Origin of the sequence: Sphingomonas sp. Leaf4 (assembly GCF_920939515.1) — a bacterium.
In the GTDB taxonomy this organism is placed as follows: domain Bacteria; phylum Pseudomonadota; class Alphaproteobacteria; order Sphingomonadales; family Sphingomonadaceae; genus Sphingomonas.
Window position 1 is genome coordinate 174,848 of the sequence record NZ_CAKLBB010000006.1, and the last position, 18,683, is coordinate 193,530.

The following is an 18,683-nucleotide window of genomic DNA, read 5'->3' on the forward strand; positions in this document are numbered from 1 at the left end:
GCCGGTATCTGCCATTGGGGTTCGATACTCCCTCAGGGAAGGCGCACGCCGGTGCGTTCCTCCCCTAAGGGCGGCTAAGTCGAAGAAGGCGGAGCGTCTGCCCGATCATGGCGGTGATGTGGCGGCTCGGCGCGCGATTGTCCAGCGCGATCGGCGCCAAGGTGCGGAAACCGGCCAAAGGTGCCGCACCCAACGTGCGCGGCACCTTCGACCGGTTGGTCAGGCTGGCGACCTGAGGGGGCCGGGGGAGCGGCAACGCTTCCCCCGGCAATGCTTATGCGCCGACGAACGCGGCGTTGATCGTCAGGTCGACCTTGTCCGACACGGCGGGCACGGCATAGCCCAGACCGAACTGGCTGCGCAGGATGCTGCCGGTCGCGGTGAAGCCGACATTGGCCTTCTTGTTCATCGGGTTCTGGCCCGCGCCCATGAAGCGGACGGTGAGCTGCACCGGCTTGGTCTGGTCCTTGATCGTCAGATTGCCGGTCATCATCCAGTGGTCGCCCATCGGCTGGATGCGGGTCGAGACGAACTTTGCGGTCGGATAGGTCGCCACGTCGAAGAAATCCTTCGACTTCAGATGGCCGGCGAACTGCGGGCTGGTGACGGTGAGCGTGTCGGCGACGTTGAAGTCGATGCTGACCTTGCTGGCCGCCGGGTTCTTCGGATCGATCGTCGCGCTGCCGCCGGTCGCGCCGAACAGCCCGTCGAGCATGGTGAAGCCCATGTGGTTGACCTTCCACGCGACCTGCGTGTGCGCGGTGTCGACGGTGTAGGTGCCGGCGGTGACGCGCGACTTGTCGGGCGCGCCGGGCATCTGTGCGACGGTGGGAGCGGCGACCGCGAACAACGTCGCGGCAAGGATCAGGGGGGTGCGCATGGGAAAAGCTCTCCGGTTCGAAGGCGAAAGGATATGCCGCCCTTGTCGGGGGCAGGGGCCTTCGGGTCAAATACCGGATGCGAAACGATCGGTTTCGGAGTTGGTGCCGTGGTGGAAAGGGTCGGTACGGTGGCAGGCGCAGTAGATGCGCAGACCTCGTCATTCCGGCGGAGGCCGGAATCCATTGTGTCGGGTGGTATCGATCGATCCGCAACCGTGCCGCGTCCATGGGTCCCGGCCTCCGCCGGGACGACGGGTAGACCATCCGTCTTTCCCGCGCAGGCGGGAACCCATATCCGCAGCGTTCGCGCTGGAGCCGCAACGGTAGCGTCTATCGCTTCCCGCCTTCGCGGGAAGGACGGGCGCGCATGTGGCCCGCCCACCCGTCGGTCGCGGCAAAGCCGCGCCCCGAAGGGCGGGCTTTGTCGCGCCGGCCGGTCGAAGAATTTGACGGTGTAGCGTTGCCGCTGCGCCGATCAATTCTTCGACTGATCCACCAGCTTGTTCGCCCCGATCCACGGCATCATCGCGCGCAGTTCGGCACCGGTCTTCTCGATCGGATGCGCCGCCGCCTGCTTGCGCGCCGCCTTCAGCTCGGGCTGGCCGGCGCGGTTGTCGAGCACGAAGTTCTTCACGAAGCGGCCCGACTGGATGTCGGCCAGCACGCGCTTCATTTCCTTCTTCGTCTCGTCGGTGATGATGCGCGGACCGGTCACGATGTCGCCGTACTCGGCGGTGTTCGAGATCGAATAGCGCATGTTGGCGATGCCGCCCTCATACAGCAGGTCGACGATCAGCTTGGTTTCGTGGAGGCACTCGAAATACGCCATCTCGGGGGCATAGCCCGCCTCGACCAGCGTCTCGAACCCGGCCTGGATCAGATGGGTGACGCCGCCGCACAGCACGGCCTGCTCGCCGAACAGGTCGGTTTCGCATTCCTCGCGGAAGTTCGTCTCGATGATGCCCGAGCGACCGCCGCCGACGCCGCTGGCATAGGCGAGCGCGATGTCGTGCGCGTTGCCGCTCGCGTCCTGATGGATCGCGACGAGGCAGGGCACGCCGCCGCCCTTCACATATTCGCTGCGCACGGTGTGGCCCGGGCCCTTGGGCGCGATCATGATGACGTCGACGTCGCTACGCGGCTCGATCAGCCCGAAATGGACGTTCAGGCCATGCGCGAAGGCGAGCGCCGCGCCGGGCTTCAGGTTCGCGTGAATATCGTCGGCATAGATCGCCGCCTGATGCTCGTCGGGCGCGAGGATCATCAGGATGTCGGCCCAGCCGGCGGCTTCGGCATTCGGCATCACCGTGAAGCCGGCGCCTTCGGCCTTGGCGGCGCTGGCCGAACCGGGGCGCAGCGCAATGGCGACGTTCTTCACGCCCGAATCGCGCAAATTCTGCGCATGGGCATGGCCCTGCGAGCCATAGCCGAGGATCGCGATCTTCTTGTCCGAGATCAGGTTCAGATCGGCGTCGCGATCGTAATAGACACGCATGATGATTTCCCTTTGCAGATGATGGCGTCGTCCGGTTCGGCGACGCGAATAGACTTCAGGCGGCCTCTCGTCCGCGGGCGATGGCGGCGATGCCGGTGCGGGCGACCTCGACCAGCCCGACCTGCGCCATCAATTCGGTGAACTTGTCGATCTTTTCGATCGATCCCGTCACCTCGAACACGAAGCTCGATACCGTCGCGTCGACCACGCGCGCGCGGTAGACTTCGGCGAGGCGCAGCGCCTCGATCCGGTGCTCGCCGGTGCCGACGACCTTGACCAGCGCCAGCTCGCGCTCGACATGCGCGCCCTGCACCGTCAGGTCGATGACTTTGTGGACCGGCACCAGCCGGTCGAGCTGGGCGATGATCTGTTCCATCACCGGCGGCGATGCGCTGGTGACGATGGTGATCCGGCTGACCGCCTTGTCGGCGGTGATCTCCGACACGGTCAGGCTCTCGATATTATAGCCACGGCCGGAGAACAGCCCGGCGATGCGCGCGAGGATGCCGGGTTCGTTGTCGACGAGCACGGCCAGCGTGTGCCGTTCGGTCTGTTCGGTCTTGATGTGCATGTTCGTCCCTGTTCCTCGGGCCTGGCCCGAGCGCAGCGTTCCGCCGGTGAGCGGCAAATCCCCCGGGTCGTCGGCCAAGCGGCGGCTGGCTTACACCAGCGCCTTGGCCTCGTCGTCCATCTCGCCCGACACTTCGTTGGCCTGCAGGATCATGTCGGTATGCGCCGCGCCCGACGGGATCATCGGGAAGCAGTTGGCGAGTTTCGCGACCATGCAGTCGACCATCACCGGACCGTCATGGTCGAGCATCGCCTGAATCCCCGCGTCCAACTGGTCCGGCCGCTCGATGCGGATGCCCTTCCAGCCATACGCTTCGGCCAGCTTCACGAAATCGGGCAGCGAGTCCGAATAGCTGTTCGAATAGCGCGACGAATAGGTCAGCTCCTGCCACTGGCGGACCATGCCCATATATTCGTTGTTCAGGATGAACACCTTCACCGGCAGGCGGTACTGCGTCGCCGTCGCCAGTTCCTGAATGTTCATCTGGATCGACGCCTCGCCCGCGATGTCGATGCACAGCGCCCCCGGATTGCCGAGTTGCGCGCCGATCGCGGCGGGCAGGCCATAGCCCATCGTGCCGAGACCACCGCTGGTCAGCCACTTGTTCGGCGCCTCGAACCCGAAATGCTGCGCGGCCCACATCTGGTGCTGGCCCACCTCGGTCGACACGATCGGCGCGCGGTGCTTGGTCGCCTCGTACAGCGCACGGACGGCGCGCTGCGGCATGATTTCCTTGGCATTTTCGGGGAAGTCGAGGCAGCGCTTGGCGCGCCAGCCGTCGATCTTGCTCCACCACGACGACAGGTCGGGCTTGGGATGCTGGCGTGCCTTCCACACCCGCACCATGTCCTCCATCGCATGGCCGGCATCGGCGATGATGCCCAGATCGGCGCGGACGATCTTGTTCACGCTCGACCGGTCGATGTCGATATGGACCTTGCGGCTGCGCGGGGAAAAGGCATCGAGCCGCCCCGTCACCCGGTCGTCGAAGCGCGCGCCGATGGCGACGACCAGATCGGCCTCGTTCATCACCATATTGGCTTCATAGGTGCCGTGCATGCCGAGCATGCCGAGCCACTGCGGGCTGGAGGCGGGCAGCGCGCCCAGCCCCATCAGCGTCGACGTGACCGGCGCACCGGTGATCCGCGCCAGTTCGCGCAGCAGTTGCGACGCCGCCGGCCCCGAATTGATGATGCCGCCGCCGGTGTAGAACACCGGACGCTCGGCCGCCGCCAGCATGTCGACGACCTGCTCGATCTGCGCACGATCGGCCTTCACCTTGGGGCGATAGGTCTTGTGCTGGATCGGGCCGGGCTTGGTATAGCGCGCGGTCGCGACCTGCACGTCCTTCGGAATGTCGACCACGACCGGGCCGGGGCGGCCGGCGGTGGCGATATGGAACGCCTCGTGGATGATATGGCCGAGCTTGCCCGGGTCCTTCACCAGATAATTATGCTTGCAGCAATGGCGCGTGATGCCGACGGTGTCGGCTTCCTGAAACGCATCGGTGCCGATCAGCGCGGTCGGCACCTGTCCGGTGATGACCACCATCGGGATCGAATCGAGCAGCGCGTCGGTGATGCCGGTGATCGCGTTGGTCGCACCGGGGCCGGAGGTGACGAGCACCACGCCGGGCTTGCCGGTCGAGCGGGCATAGCCTTCCGCCGCATGCGTCGCCGCCTGTTCGTGACGCACGAGGATATGCTTGATCCGGCTATGTTCGAACAGCGCGTCATAGATCGGCAGCACCGCGCCGCCGGGATAGCCAAAGACGACCTCTACGCCGAGGTCGACCAGCGCTTCGACCAATATGTCGGCTCCGCTTTTCTCGGGCATGGGACGGCTCCTTCACTCAACACGATTTCGCAGGCGCGATAACAGATTTGGAGTGGCGTCGCTAGTCGCATGAAACGTGCGTGTCAACCATCAATTGCGTAATATAATGTCGAACTTTGCAGACAATGCGCATGTTTCGGTTTCGCCGATGCGAAGCCAGTCGCCCGGCGGCTGATTGCGGAACCAGGTGTATTGCCGCTTGGCATATTGCCGCGTCGCTGCCTGCGCCCGCTCCAGCGCCGCGTCGCGGGTCAGCTCGCCGCTCAGCCAGCCCGCCACCTCGGCCACGCCGATCGCCCGGCGGACGGGCGCATCCGCGCCGATGTCGTCGCGGGCGAGCAGCGTCGCCACTTCGTCGCGCGCGCCATGGTCGAACATCTGCGCCAGTCGCCGGTCGCACCGCTGCGCCAGCCACGTGCGGTCGGGCAGCAGCAGCATCGCCCGCACGTCGACGTCCGAGCCGATCCCGCCGCTCCGGTCGCGCTGCCACTCGGCAAGGCTCCGCCCGGTCGAGCGCACCACCTCCAGCGCGCGCGCCACCCGCGTCGTATCGCTGGCCAGCAGCCGCGCGGCGGCGGCCGGATCGGCCTGGGCCAGCGCGGCATGCGCCTCGGCGACCGGCAGCGCACGCACCGCCGCGCGTACCGCCGGGTCGATCTCGGGCACCGGCGCGATCCCGTCGAGCAGTGTGCGCAGATACAATCCGGTCCCGCCGACCAGCACCGGCAACCTGCCCGCCGCCAGTACCTCGCGCACCACCGCCGCCGCGTCGCGCGCCCATGCCGCGGCGGAATAGGCGTCGGCCCCGTCGACATGGCCGAACAGCCGATGCGGCGCGCTCGCCGCTTCCTCAGGGGAGGGGCGGGCCGACAGCACGCGCAGGTCGCGGTACACCTGCGCGCTGTCGGCGTTGACGACCACGCCGTCATGGGCCTGCGCCACCGCGATCGCCAGCGCGGACTTGCCGCTGGCGGTCGGGCCTGCGATGAGCGCCACCCTCGGACGGTCAGGAGAATTCGCCATGTTCATCGCCACGCTGATAGCAGCCGAATCGATCGCCGAGCGCGATATTTCCGATGCGGTGGCCCGCATGGACGACCTCTGTGGAGTCTCCGAGTGGCGCTGGGTCGAAGAAGGCCGCGTTGCCGACATTTATTTCAAGGAGGACCCGGCCTGGGCCGATGGCGTTCTGTCGCCGTGGTTCGACCGGACCGACGTCGCGATCCAGCCTGCCGCCAATCGCGAAAAGAAACTCCTCATCGCCGACATGGATTCGACGATGATTACCGTCGAGTGCATCGACGAATTGGCCGATTACGCCGGGATCAAGCCGCAGATCGCCGACGTCACCGAACGCGCGATGCGCGGCGAACTCGATTTCGCCTCGGCGCTCGACGCCCGCGTCGCGTTATTGGAGGGGCTGGAGGAAGCCGCGATCCAGCGCTGCCTCGACGAACGGGTCAAGCTGATGCCCGGCGCGAAGACGCTCATCCAGACGATGCGTGCGCGCGGGGCCACGACGATCCTCGTCTCGGGTGGCTTCACCCGCTTTGCCGAGCCGGTCGGCCATGCGCTGGGCTTTCACCGCATGATCGCCAACCGCCTGCTGATCGAGGACGGCCGCCTGACCGGCAAGGTGCGCAAACCGATCGTCGATGCGACCACCAAGGAAGTGACGCTGCTTGCCGCGATCGACGAACTGGGCATCGATCCGGCCGCCACGCTGGCCGTCGGCGACGGCGCCAACGACCTGCCGATGATCCGCCGCGCGGGATTGGGCGTGGCCTATCACGCCAAGCCGATCGTCGCCGCCGAAGCGGCGGTGCGCATCGACCACAACGACCTCACCGCGCTGCTCCACATCCAGGGCATCCCGCGCGGCGAGTGGGTCGAGGGCTAAGGCAGCCGAACTCCCCTCCCTGACAAGAGTTTCGGGTCGGTCATGCCCCCGGCATGACCTGAACAGTGCGGGGCACTGTTCACCCGAAACTGGGCTGGGGGTGGGTAGGCTCGTGGCAGGCGCTGTCGTACCCTCGCAGGCCGACCCACCCCCGACCCCTCCCTTGTTAGGGAGGGGAGGAGCTAAACCCGCCCGTTCCGACCCCAATCGCCCGACACCAGCCCCATGAAGATCAGCGCTTCACCGCCACACACGTCGTCGGCCGGATCGCGCCACACGCCCGCGTCGCTTCCGCGCTCGAAGCAAACGGGCCGATCTGCAATTTGGTAATCCCGCCCGCCGCCTCGAAATAGGGCTGGCGACCGGCGAACTTGCCCGACACCTGCGACCACAGCCCGCGCGCGTTGCCGGCATCGCGGAACGCGCCGAGCTGCACCCGCCAGCCACCGTCGCGCACCGCTGCGGCCGGGGCAGGGGCGGCGGGCTTCGGGCGCGGCGCGGGAGTCGCTTCCGCCACCCGCGTCGGGGCGGGGCGGGGCGTGACCACGCGCGGCGGGACCGGACGCGCCGTCGCCGTGCGCACCGGCTGCGTCGGCAGGCGCCCGGCGCCCGCTTCCAGATCGCGCGCCATCGTCAGCGCCGCCTGCCGGTCGGGCAGCGGCACGTACCGGTCCATCTCGGCCAGCGTCGATGCCGCCTGCGGCAGCCCGGCCGACGACGCGCGCGTCATCAGTGCATAGGCGCGCCGCCAGTCCTTGGGCACCGAATCGCCGTTGAACAACATCGTGCCCAGCACGAACTGGCTGCGCGGCTCGCCGCGCGTCGCCGATTTCTCCAGCCACTGTACCGCATCGGCGCGCTTGCCGTTCTGGAACAGGATCAGGCCGTAATTGTCCTGCGCCTGCGGATGGCCCTGCTGCGCCGCCTTGGCATACCATTGTTCGGCCTGCGCCAGATCGAGCGGTACGCCGCGGCCCAGCTTGTACGCCTGCGCCAGATTGAACTGCGCATCGGCATCGCCGCCGATCGCCGGCTGGCGCCATTCGCGCACCGCCGTGGCCCAGTCGCCGCGCGACCATGCGTCGACCCCGGCCTTCACATCGGCGATCGCCGGTGCCGCCAGCACCGCCGCACCCATCGCCAGCCACCCGTGTACGCGCATCGAAATCCCCCTTGCGATCGGGGCGACCGTACCAGCGGTTCACCATGTTCCGCAAAGCCTTTCCGGTGGATGGCCCGCCCGCGTTAACGCCTTTTTATCCCGCCGCTGCGACAACGGCGCTGAACGGACACAGGGATACGACAGCGGCATGCGCGTTCTGGCGGTGGCATCGCAAAAAGGCGGATCGGGCAAGACGACCTTGTCCGGCCACCTTGCCGTGCAGGCCGAACGGGCCGGCTGCGGGCCGGTCGTGATGATCGACATCGATCCGCAGGGGTCGCTGGCCGACTGGTGGAACGAACGCACCACCGATCTGCCCGCCTTCGCCCAGACATTGGTCGCGCGCCTCGCCGCCGATCTCGAAACCTTGCGCGCGCACGGCTTCAAGCTGGCGGTGATCGACACCCCGCCGGCGATCACCATGGCGATCCAGAGCGTGATCGCCGTCGCCGAACTGATCGTCGTGCCGACCCGCCCCAGCCCGCACGACCTGCGCGCGGTGGGGGCTACCGTCGACCTGTGCGGTCGCGCCGGCAAGCCGCTGGTATTCGTCGTCAACGCCGCGACGCCGGGCACCCGCGTCACCACCGAAGCGACGATGGCCTTGTCGCAGCACGGCACGGTCGCCCCGGTCATCGTCCATCACCGCGTCGATTTCGCCTCGTCGATGATCGACGGCCGCACCGTCATGGAACTCGACCCCGATTCGAAATCGAGCGCCGAGATCGCGCAACTGTGGACCTATCTCCACGACCGGCTGGAAAAGAATTTCCGCCGCACGGTGTTCGCCGTGCCGGCCGCGCCCGCCGGTGCGCTCGGCTTCGGCCGGCGGGGCATGGGGCAGGGCTGATGGCACCGATCGATCGCCCCGCACCGCTCGTGCCCGGCCTGCTCGCCCGCAGGGGCGAGGCGCGCCCGGCGATGCGCCCTGCCGGCATCGCCGGCATGCTGGTGGAGGACGACGACCTCGGCTGGAACGATTTCGGCCAGAGTCCCGACCCGCGCGCCGAATTGCCCGCCGTGCTGCAACAGCGCGCGCAACTCCAGCAATTGACGCTCGGCAGCGATGCCGTGCCGGTCGCCCCGCCCGAAGGGGAAGTGGCGGCGCTCACCCTGACGCTCGACCCTGACCGGCTGTGGCGTCTCCGCCTCGCCGCCGCCGCGCGCGGCCTGTCGGTCGAGGCGTGGCTGGTCGATGCGATCGACCGGCTCCTGCCGCCGCCCTCCGACCTCTCGTCCACTCCCGTTTCCGATGCTCCGAAGGTGCAGCCATGACCAACCGCCTGTTCGTCTCGATCGGCCTTGCCACCGCCATGCTCGGCGGCTCGCTCGGCATCGTCGCCATGGGCACCGGTGCGGTCGCCGCCGGCGGGGATGCCGCCGCGCCGCGCCTCGCTGCCAAGGCTGCCGCGATGCTGGGCAAGGACAAGGGGGTGCAAGCGGTCGGCTTCGCCGAACAGGCGGTGGCGCTCGCCCCGCGCGACGCGAGCTACCGCGCGCTGCTCGGCCGCGCCTATCTCCAGGCCGGGCGCTTCGCCTCGGCGACGCAGGCGTTCAGCGACGTGCTGGCGCTCGACCCCGCCGACGGCCGCGCCGCGCTGAACCTCGCGCTGGCGCAGACCGCGACCGGCGACTGGGTCGGCGCGCGCGGCACGCTCACCGCCCATGCCGAACGGATCGGGCCCGCCGACCGGGGCCTTGCCCTCGCGCTCGCCGGCGATCCGGCCGGCGGCATCGCGCTGCTGGCCCAGGCCGCGCGCGATCCCGCCGCCACCGCCACCGTCCGCCAGAATCTCGCGCTCGCGCTCGCGCTCGACGGCCGCTGGATCGAGGCGCGCTCGGTCGCCTCGGTCGACATGGCCCCGGCGCTGGTCGACCAGCGGCTGGTCGAATGGGCCGCCTTCGCCCGCCCCGGCAACGCCGCGCAGCAGGTCGCGGCGCTGCTGAAAGTCACCCCCGTCGAGGATCGCGGCCAGCCGGTGCAACTGGCGCTCGTCGCACCCGCCGATCCGGTGGCGGTCGCCGCCGCCGACGCACCGCTCGTCGCGGTCGCGGCGGTCGATCCGGCACCGGTCGAATCTGTCCAGACCATTCCCCCTGCGCCGGTTCAGGTCGCGACGGTCGAGGTCCCCCGCCCGGCGATCAGCTTCGCCCCGCGCCGCGAGATCGTGCAGGCACTCCCCACCGCCTACGCCAAGCTCGCCCCCGCCGCCCCGGCCCGGGTGCAGACCGCCGCCGCCCCGGCCCGTATCCAGACGGCTTCCGCCCCTGCGAGGGGTAATTATTACGTCCAGCTCGGCGCCTATGAGAACGCCGCCGTCGCCCGCGACGCATGGGCGCGGATCAGCCGCCATGTGCCCCGCCTCGCCGGCCACGCGCCGCAGGGGATGCGCGCGACGATCCGGGGCAATGCCTATTACCGGCTATCGGTCGGCGGCCTCGCCCGCGCCGATGCCACCGGCTTGTGCGGCACGCTGCGTGCATCTGGCAGTCGCTGCTTCGTCCGCACCCATGCCGGCGAGCAACTCGCCGTCTGGGCGCGCGGCGGCAACCAAGTCGCCGCGCGCTAAATCCCTTTCCCGAGCCTCTCCCAGGAGGAGGCGGCGCGTTCCCTCACAGGAACGCGCCGCCCTTTATCACCCGCAGTACGCGGCCCTGCACCGGCAGCCCGTCGAACGGGGTATTGCCCGCCTTGCCGGCGAAGCCATCGGCGCGGACCTGCCACGGCGCATCGGCATCGATGACGATCAGATCGGCCGGCGCCCCTTGCGCCAGCGTACCCGACTCCAGCCCGAGCAACTTCGCCGGGTTCTGGGCAAGCAAGGCGAACAGCCGCTCGATCGTCACCACCCCGTCGCGCACCAGCCCCAGCCCCAGCGCCAGCAGCGTCTCCGCACCCGCCATGCCCGGCTCGCTGTCGGCGAACGGCAGGCGCTTGGCCTCCGGGCCGCGCGGATCGTGCCCCGAACACAGCACGTCGATCGTCCCGTCGGACAGCGCGGCGCGCGCCGCCTGCCGGTCGCTCTCGTCGCGTAGCGGCGGCGAGAGATGCGCGAAGGTACGGAAATCGCTCATCGAAATATCGGAGAGATAGAGGTGCGCCGGGGTGATCCCGCACGTCACCGCCACCCCCCGGCGCTTGGCGGTGCGGATCAGATCGAACCCGGCCGCCGTCGTCACCTGCCGGAAATGCAGCCTTGCGCCGGTTTCCTCGGCGAGCGCCACGTCGCGCGCGATCGCCAGCGCTTCGGCAAGGGCAGGGGCGGCGGGCAGCCCCAGCCGCGTCGCCGTCTCGCCCGCCGTCGCCACCGCGTCACCCGTCAGGCCACCGTCCTCGGCATGGGCGATCACGGTGAGGCCACAGTCGCGGGCATAGGCCAGCACCTTGCGCATCACCCCGCTGTCGGCGATCCAGCGCCGGCCGGTTGCCACCGCGCTCGCCCCCGCCTCGGCATTGATCGCCATTTCGGCAAGGTCGCTGCCGCGTAACCCTTGTGTCGCCGCCGCGATCGGATGGATCCACAGATCGGGCTTGCCCATATGCGCCGACCTCGCGACCACGCCCGGTTCGTCGAGGACCGGCGTCTGGTCGGGCATCAGCCCGACGCGCGCGATCCCGCCCGCGCGGCACGCCGCCGGGTCGCTGGCGAACACGCCCAGATCGACGATCGCCGGCGCGATCATCTTGCCGCCCAGATCGATCGTCTCGCCAGCAGCGACGGTGTCCGGGCCGCCGATCACCTCGCCCGCGACATGCAGCGGCGCGTCGCTCACCCCGCCCGCCGGACAGACGCGGATGCCGTTCACGAAGCTGACGTTCATGCCCAGCCCTCCACGCCACGGCTGCGCCGGGTCAGCACGTCGAGACACGCCATCCGCACCGCGACTCCCATCTCGACCTGTTCGGTGATCGCCGATACCTGCGGGTCGTCGGCGACGTCGCTGGTGATCTCGATTCCCCGGTTCATCGGCCCGGGGTGCATCACCAGCGCGCCCGGCTCGGCACGTTTCAGCCGCTCGCGGGTCAGGCCATAGCGCAGATGATATTCGCGGGTGGACGGGATGAAGCCGCCGTTCATCCGCTCGTTCTGCAACCGCAGCATCATCACCACGTCCGCCCCCTCCAGCGCCGCGTCGAAATCGGTGAACGGCGTCACGCCCATCCGCTCGATCGCGGCGGGCAGCAGCGTGGCCGGAGCGACGACGCGCACCTCGGCCGCCAGCGTGGTGAGCGCGAGGATGTTCGATCGCGCGACCCGGCTGTGCAGGATGTCGCCGCAGATCACGACCCGCTTGTGCGCGATCCCGCCCAGCCGCCGCCGGATGGTCAGCGCGTCGAGCAGCGCCTGCGTCGGGTGCTCATGCCATCCGTCACCCGCGTTCAGCACCGGACAGTCGACCTTGTCGGCGATCAACTGCACCGCGCCCGACGAAGAATGGCGGATGACGATGACGTCGGCGCGCATCGCGTTGAGCGTCACCGCCGTATCGATCAGCGTCTCGCCCTTCTTCACGCTCGACTGGCCGGCGTGCATGTTGACCACGTCGGCGCCCAGCCGCTTGCCGGCGATCTCGAACGACAGCAACGTGCGCGTGCTGTTCTCGAAGAACGCATTGATCTGGGTGATGCCGCCCAGCCGCCGGTCGCCGGAGGCGCGGCTGCGGTTCGCGTCGATCCATTGTTCCGCCTCGTCGAGCAGGAACAGGATTTCGTGCGGTTGCAGCCCCTCGATCCCGGTCAGGTGGCGATGCGGAAAGACGGCGCCGCCATCGATCATGGCGGCGGGGCGGTGGTCGGATGCGCGCATGACCGGGGCGGTTAGGCCGCTTGGGTTCCCCGCGCAAGCCGAACCCAGCCGCGCCCCTCATGCCCGAAGCAAAAAGCGTCCGGGTGCAGAATCTCGGCGAGGATCTCCGCCGATTCGACCAGCCGGGGGCCGGGGCGGTTGAAGAAATGATGCCCGTCGGCGACGAACACCCGATCCTCGCGCACCGCCTTCAGGTCCTGCCAGCCCGGCCGCTGCGTCAGCGGCGACAGGTCGCCCAGCGTCTGCGGAATCTGGAACCCGCACGGCATCATCACGATGACATCGGGGTCGGCGGCGACCAGCGCGTCCCATTCCGCCCAGGGCGAATGCTGCCCGGCCTTGGCGAACAGACTGATACCGCCCGCCGCCTCGATCAGTTCGGGCACCCAGTTGCCCGCCACCATCAGCGGGTCGATCCACTCGACCGCCGCCACCGTGGGCCGGGTCGGCTGCGCGGCGGCGGTCGCGGTGATCGCCGCCAGTCGCGCCTTCAGTCCGGCGACGACCGGCCCGGCGCGCTCGGGGACGCCCAGCGCCTGCGCCACCCGCCCGAAATCGCCCCACACATCGCTCAGATCGTCGGGGGCGAGCGACACCAGCACCGGATCATTGCCCTGCCAGTCGGTCAGCGCGCCGATCAGGTCGTCGGGCGTCACCGCGCAGACCGCGCATTGCGACTGGGTCAGCACCACCTGCGGTTGCAGCGCGCGCAACGCCGCCGCATCGACCTCGTAGCACGACAGCCCGGCGGTCACGATCGCCTGCACCCGGTCGTCGATCAACCGCGAGGGCAGCCCCTTCTCTATCTTCGTCGCCGTCAGCCGGGGCAGGGCGGTCATCTCGGGCGGGAAGTCGCACTCATGGCTCCGCCCGACCAGATCGGGACCGAACCCCAGCGCGACCGCGATCTCGGTGGCGCTGGGCAGGAGCGAGACGATACGGGCCATGGGGTTTCCTGATACGCTGCGAAGAAATCGAAACGACGATTAGGCGGCGGCAGGGCGAACCGCAAACTCTCCCCTCCCTGGAAGGGAGGGGCCGGGGGTGGGTAGGTTCGGGGCGGGTGCTGCCGTTCCCTCGCAACCCGATCCACCCCCAACCCCTCCCTTGTCAGGGAGGGGAGCCACATCACCCCAACCACCACCACCCGATCGCCCCGAACAGCACCAGCGCCGCCCAGCCGCCCTTGGCGGTCAGCAGATAGAACATGCCGACCAGCCCGACCCCGGCAAGGATGCCGCGCAACGCCTCGTCATCGGCGATCCACGGCAGGATCAGCGCCCCGCCGATCAGGTTGCCCGCCGCATTGGCCGCGATCCACAGATAGGACAGCCCCGCGCCGATCGATCCGAGCAATGGCAGCTTGATCGTCGCATAGCCGCGCATCTTGCCCGGAAACAGGTCGGCCGCCAGATGCAGCCCGATGCCGAAGCCCAGCCCGGCCGCCACGCCCCATGTCCGCGGATCGAGCAGCGCGACCAGCATCGGGATCACCCCGTGCAGCAAGGCGCTGCGATGGTTGAGGTTGAGCGGCGTATCGAGATCGGGCAGCCGCGTGCCCGACGCCGCCGCCGTCACCACGGTCGCCACCACCACCCATGGCGCATGGCCACCGGTGAACGCCAATATTACGCTGAGCAAAAGAAACAGGGAAGGCGCCACCGCCGCCCCCTAACCGCATGTACTCGTTATGTCCACCGTCCCGAGGAAATTTCCTTTACGCCAGCGGCACGCTGACCAGCGCGTCGATCGCGCCTTGCAGGATGTAGGCGGCGGCCAGCTTGTCGACCCGCTCGGCACGCTTGGCGCGGCTCAGGTCCTCGGCGATCATCTGCCGCTCGACCGCGACCGTCGACCAGCGTTCGTCCCACAGAAAGATGGGGAGGGCCAGATCATCCAGATTGCGCGCGAACGCCCGCACCGATTGCGTGCGGGGGCTGTCGCTGCCGTCCATGTTGAGCGGCAGGCCGATCACGATGCCAAGCACCGATTGCTGGCGGATCAGCGTCTGCAACTGCGCCTTGTCCGCGCTGAACTTGGTCCGGTTGACCAGCACGGCCGGGCTGGCGAAGCTCCACCCGGCATCGCACAGCGCGGTCCCGATCGTCTTGGTGCCCACATCCAGCCCGATCAGCCGCCCGCCTTCGGGCAGCGCCTCGCGATATATCGTCCGGTCCTCGGTAATCATCGCGCCGCCTCCCACGTCGCCAGCCGCCGCAGCGCATCGGCGCGGACGTTCGCCCAGAACAGGCTGTAGTCATATACATGCCAGTTGTTGCCCGGCAGCACATAGGGGCCAAGGTCGGGCAACTCGCTCCCGATCGACAATATGCCGCGCCCCTCGCACCGGGCCGGCACCAGCCCCGGCGTCAGCACCGCGCTCGTCAGCGCCGCGTCTGGCACCAGCGTGCCGAGATTGGCGCTGGCCGGGGCGGCGGCATCGGGCGTGCCGGTCAGCGGATTGGTACACACCATCGGCGTCGCCGCGCGCGACCGGCCGTCGAACCCGGTCGTCGCGTCATAGGTGTCGAAGATCAGCGACGGATCGGCCGGATCGGCGAAGCTCTGCCACGACAACAGGCACCCGGCCTGCTCCGCTCCCTGACATTCGGGCAGCCCCAGCGCCGCCAGATCGGTGACGCGCGACACCGGCCACCCGACGACATAGGCCGCGACGATGCGCCGGGCGATCGGCGTCCCCGCCACCTTCTCGCGCAGCAGCCGCGTCAGGTGCAGCGCCCCCTGGCTATGCCCGGCGAGGATGATCGGCCGTTTCGGATCGGCCTCGGCCACGAACCGGTCGAACGCCGCCGCCACGTCGCGATAGGCGAGGTCGAGCGCCTGCGTCGCCGCACCCTCGCTGGTCAGGAACGCGCCGAACGTCGCCTGACGATAGCGCGGCGCCCACACCCGCCCGGCGGCGGCGAATGCGCTGGCCTGTCCACGCAGGAACACCTGTGCCCGCCCGTTGGTCTCGCCATCGTCGAGCGCGGCGTTCCACCGGTCGGTCCCGACGAACGAGGTCGGATGGATGAAGAAGATCTCGGCATTGCCCGGCGCAGTCCGCGCGACCCCCGGCGGCAGCCAGTCGACCGGCGTGTTGGTCAACCCCGGCCGCGCGAACCACATCCCGCGTTTGGCATAGGCATCGCCCGCCACCGCCGGCGCGCCCTGAAACGCGACGCCGGGCACCATCGCCCGTCGCAACAGCGCCACCCCGAACAGGCGATAGGCAAACGCCGCCACGATCGCCAGCACGATCAGCGTCGCCACGACATACAGGAACTTGCGCGCCAACCGGCTCTCCTCGGGATTCCGCGCCCTAGGTGCGCGAAAGGGTGGATCAGTGCAACGCCCCCCGCCGTCATTCCGGCGAAGGCCGGAATCCACGGACACGCAACGCTCGCGCTTCCATCGATACGGTCCGTATCCATGGATTCCGGACTTCGCCGGAATGACGAGCGGCGTGCAACCCTTGTCCCCACCGCCCACATTCTCTAGGCGGGTAGGCGCAAGCGCCCGTCGGGCGCCCCCGGGAACCCCAATGCTGCTCGCGATCGACGCCGGCAATACGAACGTGGTCTGCGCGCTGGTCGACGGCGACACCATCGTCGCGCGCTGGCGCATCGCCACCGATCCAAGGCGCACCGCCGATGAATATGCCGTCTGGCTCAGCCAGTTGCTGGCGCTCGACGGGCGCGACCGGTCGTGCATCGACGGCGTCATCATCGGCACCGTCGTGCCCCGCGCGCTCCACAATCTCGAAGTGCTGGCGTCCAAATATTTCGGCGTGACCGCGCTGGTCGCCGGACGCGGCACCGCCGATTACGGCATCGCGCTCGACGTCGACGAACCCCATGCGGTGGGTGCCGACCGCGCGCTCAACGCCATCGCCGCGCATGCGGCGCACCCCGGCGACCTGATCGTCGTTGATTTCGGCACGGCGGCCACCTTCGACGTCGTCGATTATACCGGCGCGTACAAGGGCGGGATCATCGCGCCGGGCATCAACCTGTCGCTCGACGCGCTGGTGACGGCCGCCGCGAAGCTGCCGCGCATCGCCATCGAGGCCCCGGCGACCACCTCGGTCATCGGACGCAATACGGTGGACCAGATGCACATCGGTATCTATTGGGGCTATATCGCGATGATCGAGGGGCTGGTCGCGCGCATGAAGGCCGAGATCGGCCGACCCGTGCGCGTGATCGCTACCGGCGGCCTCGCCATCCTGTTCGAAAAACACACGCAGGTCTTCGATGCGATCGAACAGGACCTGACCATCACGGGACTGGCGATGCTGTGGCGCCGAACCCATATGTCCCCAGCAAACAGCGACTGAAACCAAGACCCTCGCGAATAGGCGCGAGTTTAGAAAGAGACTTAGTGACCCCAAAGAAAGAACTGCTCTTCGTCGCGCTCGGCGGATCGGGCGAGATCGGCATGAACGTCAACCTGTACGGCACTGCCGGCAAATGGCTGATGGTCGATTGCGGCGTGACCTTCGCCGACCCGGCCTACCCCGGCATCGACGTGATGCTCCCCGATCTTCAATTCATCGAAGAACGCGGCGACCAGCTCACCGGCATCGTCATCACCCACGGGCATGAGGACCATATCGGCGCGCTGCCGTATCTCGCCGCCGATCTCGGCGTGCCGATCTACGCCACGCCGTTCACCGCCGGCCTCATCCGCGGCAAGCTGGACGAGGAAGGCATTTCCGACCGCGTGAAACTGAAGATCGTGCAACTGGGCGGCGACGTGAAGGTCGGTCCGTTCGGCGTGCGCTTCGTGCCGATGGCGCATTCGATCCCCGAGGCGACCGCGCTCGTCATCGATACCCCGCATGGCAAGATCTTCCATTCGGGCGACTGGAAGCTCGACCGCGAACCGATGGTTGCCACCCCGGCGACCCCGGAGGAACTGACCGCGATCGGCGACGAGGGCATTCTTGCGCTGGTGTGCGATTCGACCAACGTCTTCAACAACGAAGCCTCGGGCTCCGAAGCCGATGTCCGCCAGGGCCTGTTCGAGCAGGTATCCTCGGCCAAGGGCCGCCGGGTGATGGTGACGAGCTTCGCCTCTAACGCCGCGCGGCTCCACACGCTGGGGCAGGTCGCGCGCGACACCAACCGCAAGATCTGCGTCGCGGGCCGTTCGCTCGACCGCATCCTGAAGGTCGCCAAGGCCACCGGCTATCTCAAGGACTTCCCGCAGCCGGTCGACTACGACACCGCGATGCGCCTGCCGCGCGATCAGGTCCTCATCATCGCCACCGGCGGGCAGGGCGAACAGCGCGCGGCACTCGCCCGCGTCGCCAACCGCGAACACCAGTTGTCGCTCGAAGCGGGCGACCGGGTGATCTTCTCGTCCAAGCAGATTCCGGGCAACGAAGTCGCGATCGGCCGCATCCAGAATCAGCTCGCCGCCGCCGGCATCGAGATGATTACCGATCGTCAGGCGCACGTCCACGTCTCGGGCCATCCGGGCCGCCCCGAACTGGCCAAGCTCTATAAATGGATCCGGCCGAAGGTGCTGGTGCCGGTGCATGGCGAGATGCGCCACCTGATGGAACATGCCCGCTACGGTCTGTCGCAGGGGGTCGGCCAGACGCTGGTCCAGACCAACGGCGACATCGTACGGCTTGCGCCGGGCAATGCGACCAAGATCGGCAAGGCCGTGGTCGGTCGCCTCGCGCTCGACGGCGACGTGATCCTGCCGGCCGAGGGCAGCACGATCAACGAACGGCGCAAGCTCGCCGCGTTCGGCCATATGTCGGTCGCGGTCGCGGTCGACCGGCGCGGGCAACTGGTCGGCGATCCGCAAATCCGCGTGCAGGGCGTGCCGGTCGAGGAAGACCGCGAACCCTTCCTCGAGGAAGCAGTCGATGCGGCGGCCGAGGCGGTGAACGCCAAGAGCCGTGAACGCGGCAAGCTTCCGGAAGCGATCCGGCTGGCCGTCCGCCGCGTGGCGACGCGCTGGACCGGCAAGAAGCCGGTGGTCGACGTCCTCATCATCAACGCCTGAGGACGG

At 68.7% G+C, this 18,683-nt stretch carries 19 protein-coding genes; 7 read left to right on the forward strand and 12 right to left on the reverse strand.

The window, feature by feature from the left end; all coding sequences use genetic code 11:
- Positions 1-107 precede the first annotated feature (107 nt).
- Positions 108-236 (forward strand): hypothetical protein, encoded by a 129-nt coding sequence (locus LRA89_RS20500; protein WP_268795714.1) that lies wholly within the window; start codon positions 108-110, stop codon positions 234-236.
- 38 nt (positions 237-274) lie between these two features.
- Here LRA89_RS20500 and LRA89_RS10680 read toward each other — a convergent pair whose 3' ends face one another.
- The 5 genes from LRA89_RS10680 to miaA form a co-directional block, all read right to left on the reverse strand.
- On the reverse strand, positions 275-880 hold the full coding sequence (locus LRA89_RS10680; protein ID WP_230770132.1) for a YceI family protein: 606 nt from the start codon (positions 878-880) through the stop codon (positions 275-277).
- 476 nt (positions 881-1,356) lie between these two features.
- A complete protein-coding gene (ilvC, locus tag LRA89_RS10685; RefSeq protein WP_055760059.1) occupies positions 1,357-2,376 on the reverse strand; it encodes a ketol-acid reductoisomerase in 1,020 nt (339 codons plus the stop codon).
- Between the two features lie 55 nt (positions 2,377-2,431).
- On the reverse strand, positions 2,432-2,947 hold the full coding sequence (ilvN, locus tag LRA89_RS10690; RefSeq protein ID WP_055760063.1) for an acetolactate synthase small subunit: 516 nt from the start codon (positions 2,945-2,947) through the stop codon (positions 2,432-2,434).
- Positions 2,948-3,037: 90 nt separating this feature from the next.
- Entirely contained in the window at positions 3,038-4,783 is a 1,746-nt protein-coding gene (locus LRA89_RS10695; RefSeq protein ID WP_230770133.1) for an acetolactate synthase 3 large subunit, read from the reverse strand.
- Between the two features lie 90 nt (positions 4,784-4,873).
- Positions 4,874-5,806 carry a tRNA (adenosine(37)-N6)-dimethylallyltransferase MiaA gene (miaA, locus tag LRA89_RS10700; RefSeq protein ID WP_230770134.1) on the reverse strand — a complete coding sequence of 311 codons (933 nt, stop codon included), beginning with the start codon at positions 5,804-5,806 and terminating at the stop codon, positions 4,874-4,876.
- On the opposite strand from miaA, the gene serB reads away from it, so the two are divergent.
- Positions 5,805-6,683, forward strand: a complete 879-nt coding sequence (gene serB / locus LRA89_RS10705) for a phosphoserine phosphatase SerB (protein ID WP_230770135.1) — start codon at positions 5,805-5,807, stop codon at positions 6,681-6,683. The genes miaA and serB overlap by 2 nt on opposite strands.
- Positions 6,684-6,915: 232 nt before the next feature.
- Here the strand turns inward: serB and LRA89_RS10710 are convergent, their stop codons facing one another.
- The gene (locus tag LRA89_RS10710; RefSeq protein ID WP_230770137.1) at positions 6,916-7,845 is read right to left on the reverse strand and encodes an SPOR domain-containing protein; all 930 of its coding nucleotides are present in this window, start codon (positions 7,843-7,845) and stop codon (positions 6,916-6,918) included.
- A 148-nt stretch (positions 7,846-7,993) separates the two neighbouring features.
- Here LRA89_RS10710 and LRA89_RS10715 point away from each other — a divergent pair, with 148 nt between their 5' ends.
- From LRA89_RS10715 to LRA89_RS10725, 3 genes are read left to right on the forward strand one after another with little or no spacing between them, the layout of a single operon-like run.
- Positions 7,994-8,695 carry an AAA family ATPase gene (locus LRA89_RS10715; protein ID WP_055760084.1) on the forward strand — a complete coding sequence of 234 codons (702 nt, stop codon included), beginning with the start codon at positions 7,994-7,996 and terminating at the stop codon, positions 8,693-8,695.
- On the forward strand, positions 8,695-9,120 hold the full coding sequence (locus LRA89_RS10720; protein WP_230770138.1) for a hypothetical protein: 426 nt from the start codon (positions 8,695-8,697) through the stop codon (positions 9,118-9,120). Before LRA89_RS10715 ends, LRA89_RS10720 begins: the two co-directional genes overlap by 1 nt.
- Positions 9,117-10,415: an SPOR domain-containing protein gene (locus LRA89_RS10725; RefSeq protein WP_230770139.1), complete on the forward strand. Its 1,299-nt coding sequence runs from the start codon at positions 9,117-9,119 to the stop codon at positions 10,413-10,415. Before LRA89_RS10720 ends, LRA89_RS10725 begins: the two co-directional genes overlap by 4 nt.
- 43 nt (positions 10,416-10,458) lie before the next feature.
- Here LRA89_RS10725 and LRA89_RS10730 read toward each other — a convergent pair whose 3' ends face one another.
- From LRA89_RS10730 to LRA89_RS10755, 6 genes are all read right to left on the reverse strand, one after another.
- On the reverse strand, positions 10,459-11,667 hold the full coding sequence (locus LRA89_RS10730) for a dihydroorotase (RefSeq protein WP_230770140.1): 1,209 nt from the start codon (positions 11,665-11,667) through the stop codon (positions 10,459-10,461).
- Positions 11,664-12,653, reverse strand: a complete 990-nt coding sequence (locus LRA89_RS10735; protein ID WP_230770141.1) for an aspartate carbamoyltransferase catalytic subunit — start codon at positions 12,651-12,653, stop codon at positions 11,664-11,666. The genes LRA89_RS10730 and LRA89_RS10735 overlap by 4 nt, the downstream gene beginning before the upstream one ends.
- A gap of 11 nt (positions 12,654-12,664) precedes the next feature.
- Positions 12,665-13,600 (reverse strand): cobalamin-binding protein, encoded by a 936-nt coding sequence (locus LRA89_RS10740; RefSeq protein WP_230770143.1) that lies wholly within the window; start codon positions 13,598-13,600, stop codon positions 12,665-12,667.
- 181 nt (positions 13,601-13,781) lie between these two features.
- Positions 13,782-14,315, reverse strand: coding sequence for a hypothetical protein (locus LRA89_RS10745; RefSeq protein WP_230770144.1), 534 nt, complete (start codon positions 14,313-14,315; stop codon positions 13,782-13,784).
- 55 nt (positions 14,316-14,370) lie between these two features.
- On the reverse strand, positions 14,371-14,841 hold the full coding sequence (gene ruvX, locus LRA89_RS10750) for a Holliday junction resolvase RuvX (RefSeq protein WP_230770145.1): 471 nt from the start codon (positions 14,839-14,841) through the stop codon (positions 14,371-14,373).
- Entirely contained in the window at positions 14,838-15,950 is a 1,113-nt protein-coding gene (locus tag LRA89_RS10755; RefSeq protein ID WP_230770146.1) for a DUF3089 domain-containing protein, read from the reverse strand. The genes ruvX and LRA89_RS10755 overlap by 4 nt, the downstream gene beginning before the upstream one ends.
- Positions 15,951-16,197: 247 nt before the next feature.
- On the opposite strand from LRA89_RS10755, the gene LRA89_RS10760 reads away from it, so the two are divergent.
- Together LRA89_RS10760 and LRA89_RS10765 are read left to right on the forward strand one after the other, a co-directional pair.
- Positions 16,198-16,992, forward strand: coding sequence for a type III pantothenate kinase (locus LRA89_RS10760; protein WP_056497675.1), 795 nt, complete (start codon positions 16,198-16,200; stop codon positions 16,990-16,992).
- Positions 16,993-17,036: 44 nt separating this feature from the next.
- A complete protein-coding gene (locus LRA89_RS10765) occupies positions 17,037-18,677 on the forward strand; it encodes a ribonuclease J (protein WP_055760111.1) in 1,641 nt (546 codons plus the stop codon).
- Positions 18,678-18,683 lie beyond the last annotated feature (6 nt).

What these genes read in the sequence shown, in the direction of transcription:
- LRA89_RS10725 (WP_230770139.1), top strand. Translation starts at nt 9,117, where the DNA reads ATGACCAACCGCCTGTTCGTCTCGATCGGCCTTGCCACCGCCATGCTC.
- LRA89_RS10720 (WP_230770138.1), top strand. Translation starts at nt 8,695, where the DNA reads ATGGCACCGATCGATCGCCCCGCACCGCTCGTGCCCGGCCTGCTCGCC.
- serB (WP_230770135.1), top strand. Translation starts at nt 5,805, where the DNA reads ATGTTCATCGCCACGCTGATAGCAGCCGAATCGATCGCCGAGCGCGAT.
- ilvC (WP_055760059.1), bottom strand. Translation starts at nt 2,376, where the DNA reads ATGCGTGTCTATTACGATCGCGACGCCGATCTGAACCTGATCTCGGAC.
- ilvN (WP_055760063.1), bottom strand. Translation starts at nt 2,947, where the DNA reads ATGCACATCAAGACCGAACAGACCGAACGGCACACGCTGGCCGTGCTC.
- LRA89_RS10760 (WP_056497675.1), top strand. Translation starts at nt 16,198, where the DNA reads ATGCTGCTCGCGATCGACGCCGGCAATACGAACGTGGTCTGCGCGCTG.
- LRA89_RS20500 (WP_268795714.1), top strand. Translation starts at nt 108, where the DNA reads ATGGCGGTGATGTGGCGGCTCGGCGCGCGATTGTCCAGCGCGATCGGC.
- LRA89_RS10735 (WP_230770141.1), bottom strand. Translation starts at nt 12,653, where the DNA reads ATGCGCGCATCCGACCACCGCCCCGCCGCCATGATCGATGGCGGCGCC.
- LRA89_RS10695 (WP_230770133.1), bottom strand. Translation starts at nt 4,783, where the DNA reads ATGCCCGAGAAAAGCGGAGCCGACATATTGGTCGAAGCGCTGGTCGAC.
- ruvX (WP_230770145.1), bottom strand. Translation starts at nt 14,841, where the DNA reads ATGATTACCGAGGACCGGACGATATATCGCGAGGCGCTGCCCGAAGGC.
- LRA89_RS10710 (WP_230770137.1), bottom strand. Translation starts at nt 7,845, where the DNA reads ATGCGCGTACACGGGTGGCTGGCGATGGGTGCGGCGGTGCTGGCGGCA.
- miaA (WP_230770134.1), bottom strand. Translation starts at nt 5,806, where the DNA reads ATGGCGAATTCTCCTGACCGTCCGAGGGTGGCGCTCATCGCAGGCCCG.
- LRA89_RS10715 (WP_055760084.1), top strand. Translation starts at nt 7,994, where the DNA reads ATGCGCGTTCTGGCGGTGGCATCGCAAAAAGGCGGATCGGGCAAGACG.
- LRA89_RS10680 (WP_230770132.1), bottom strand. Translation starts at nt 880, where the DNA reads ATGCGCACCCCCCTGATCCTTGCCGCGACGTTGTTCGCGGTCGCCGCT.
- LRA89_RS10740 (WP_230770143.1), bottom strand. Translation starts at nt 13,600, where the DNA reads ATGGCCCGTATCGTCTCGCTCCTGCCCAGCGCCACCGAGATCGCGGTC.
- LRA89_RS10730 (WP_230770140.1), bottom strand. Translation starts at nt 11,667, where the DNA reads ATGAACGTCAGCTTCGTGAACGGCATCCGCGTCTGTCCGGCGGGCGGG.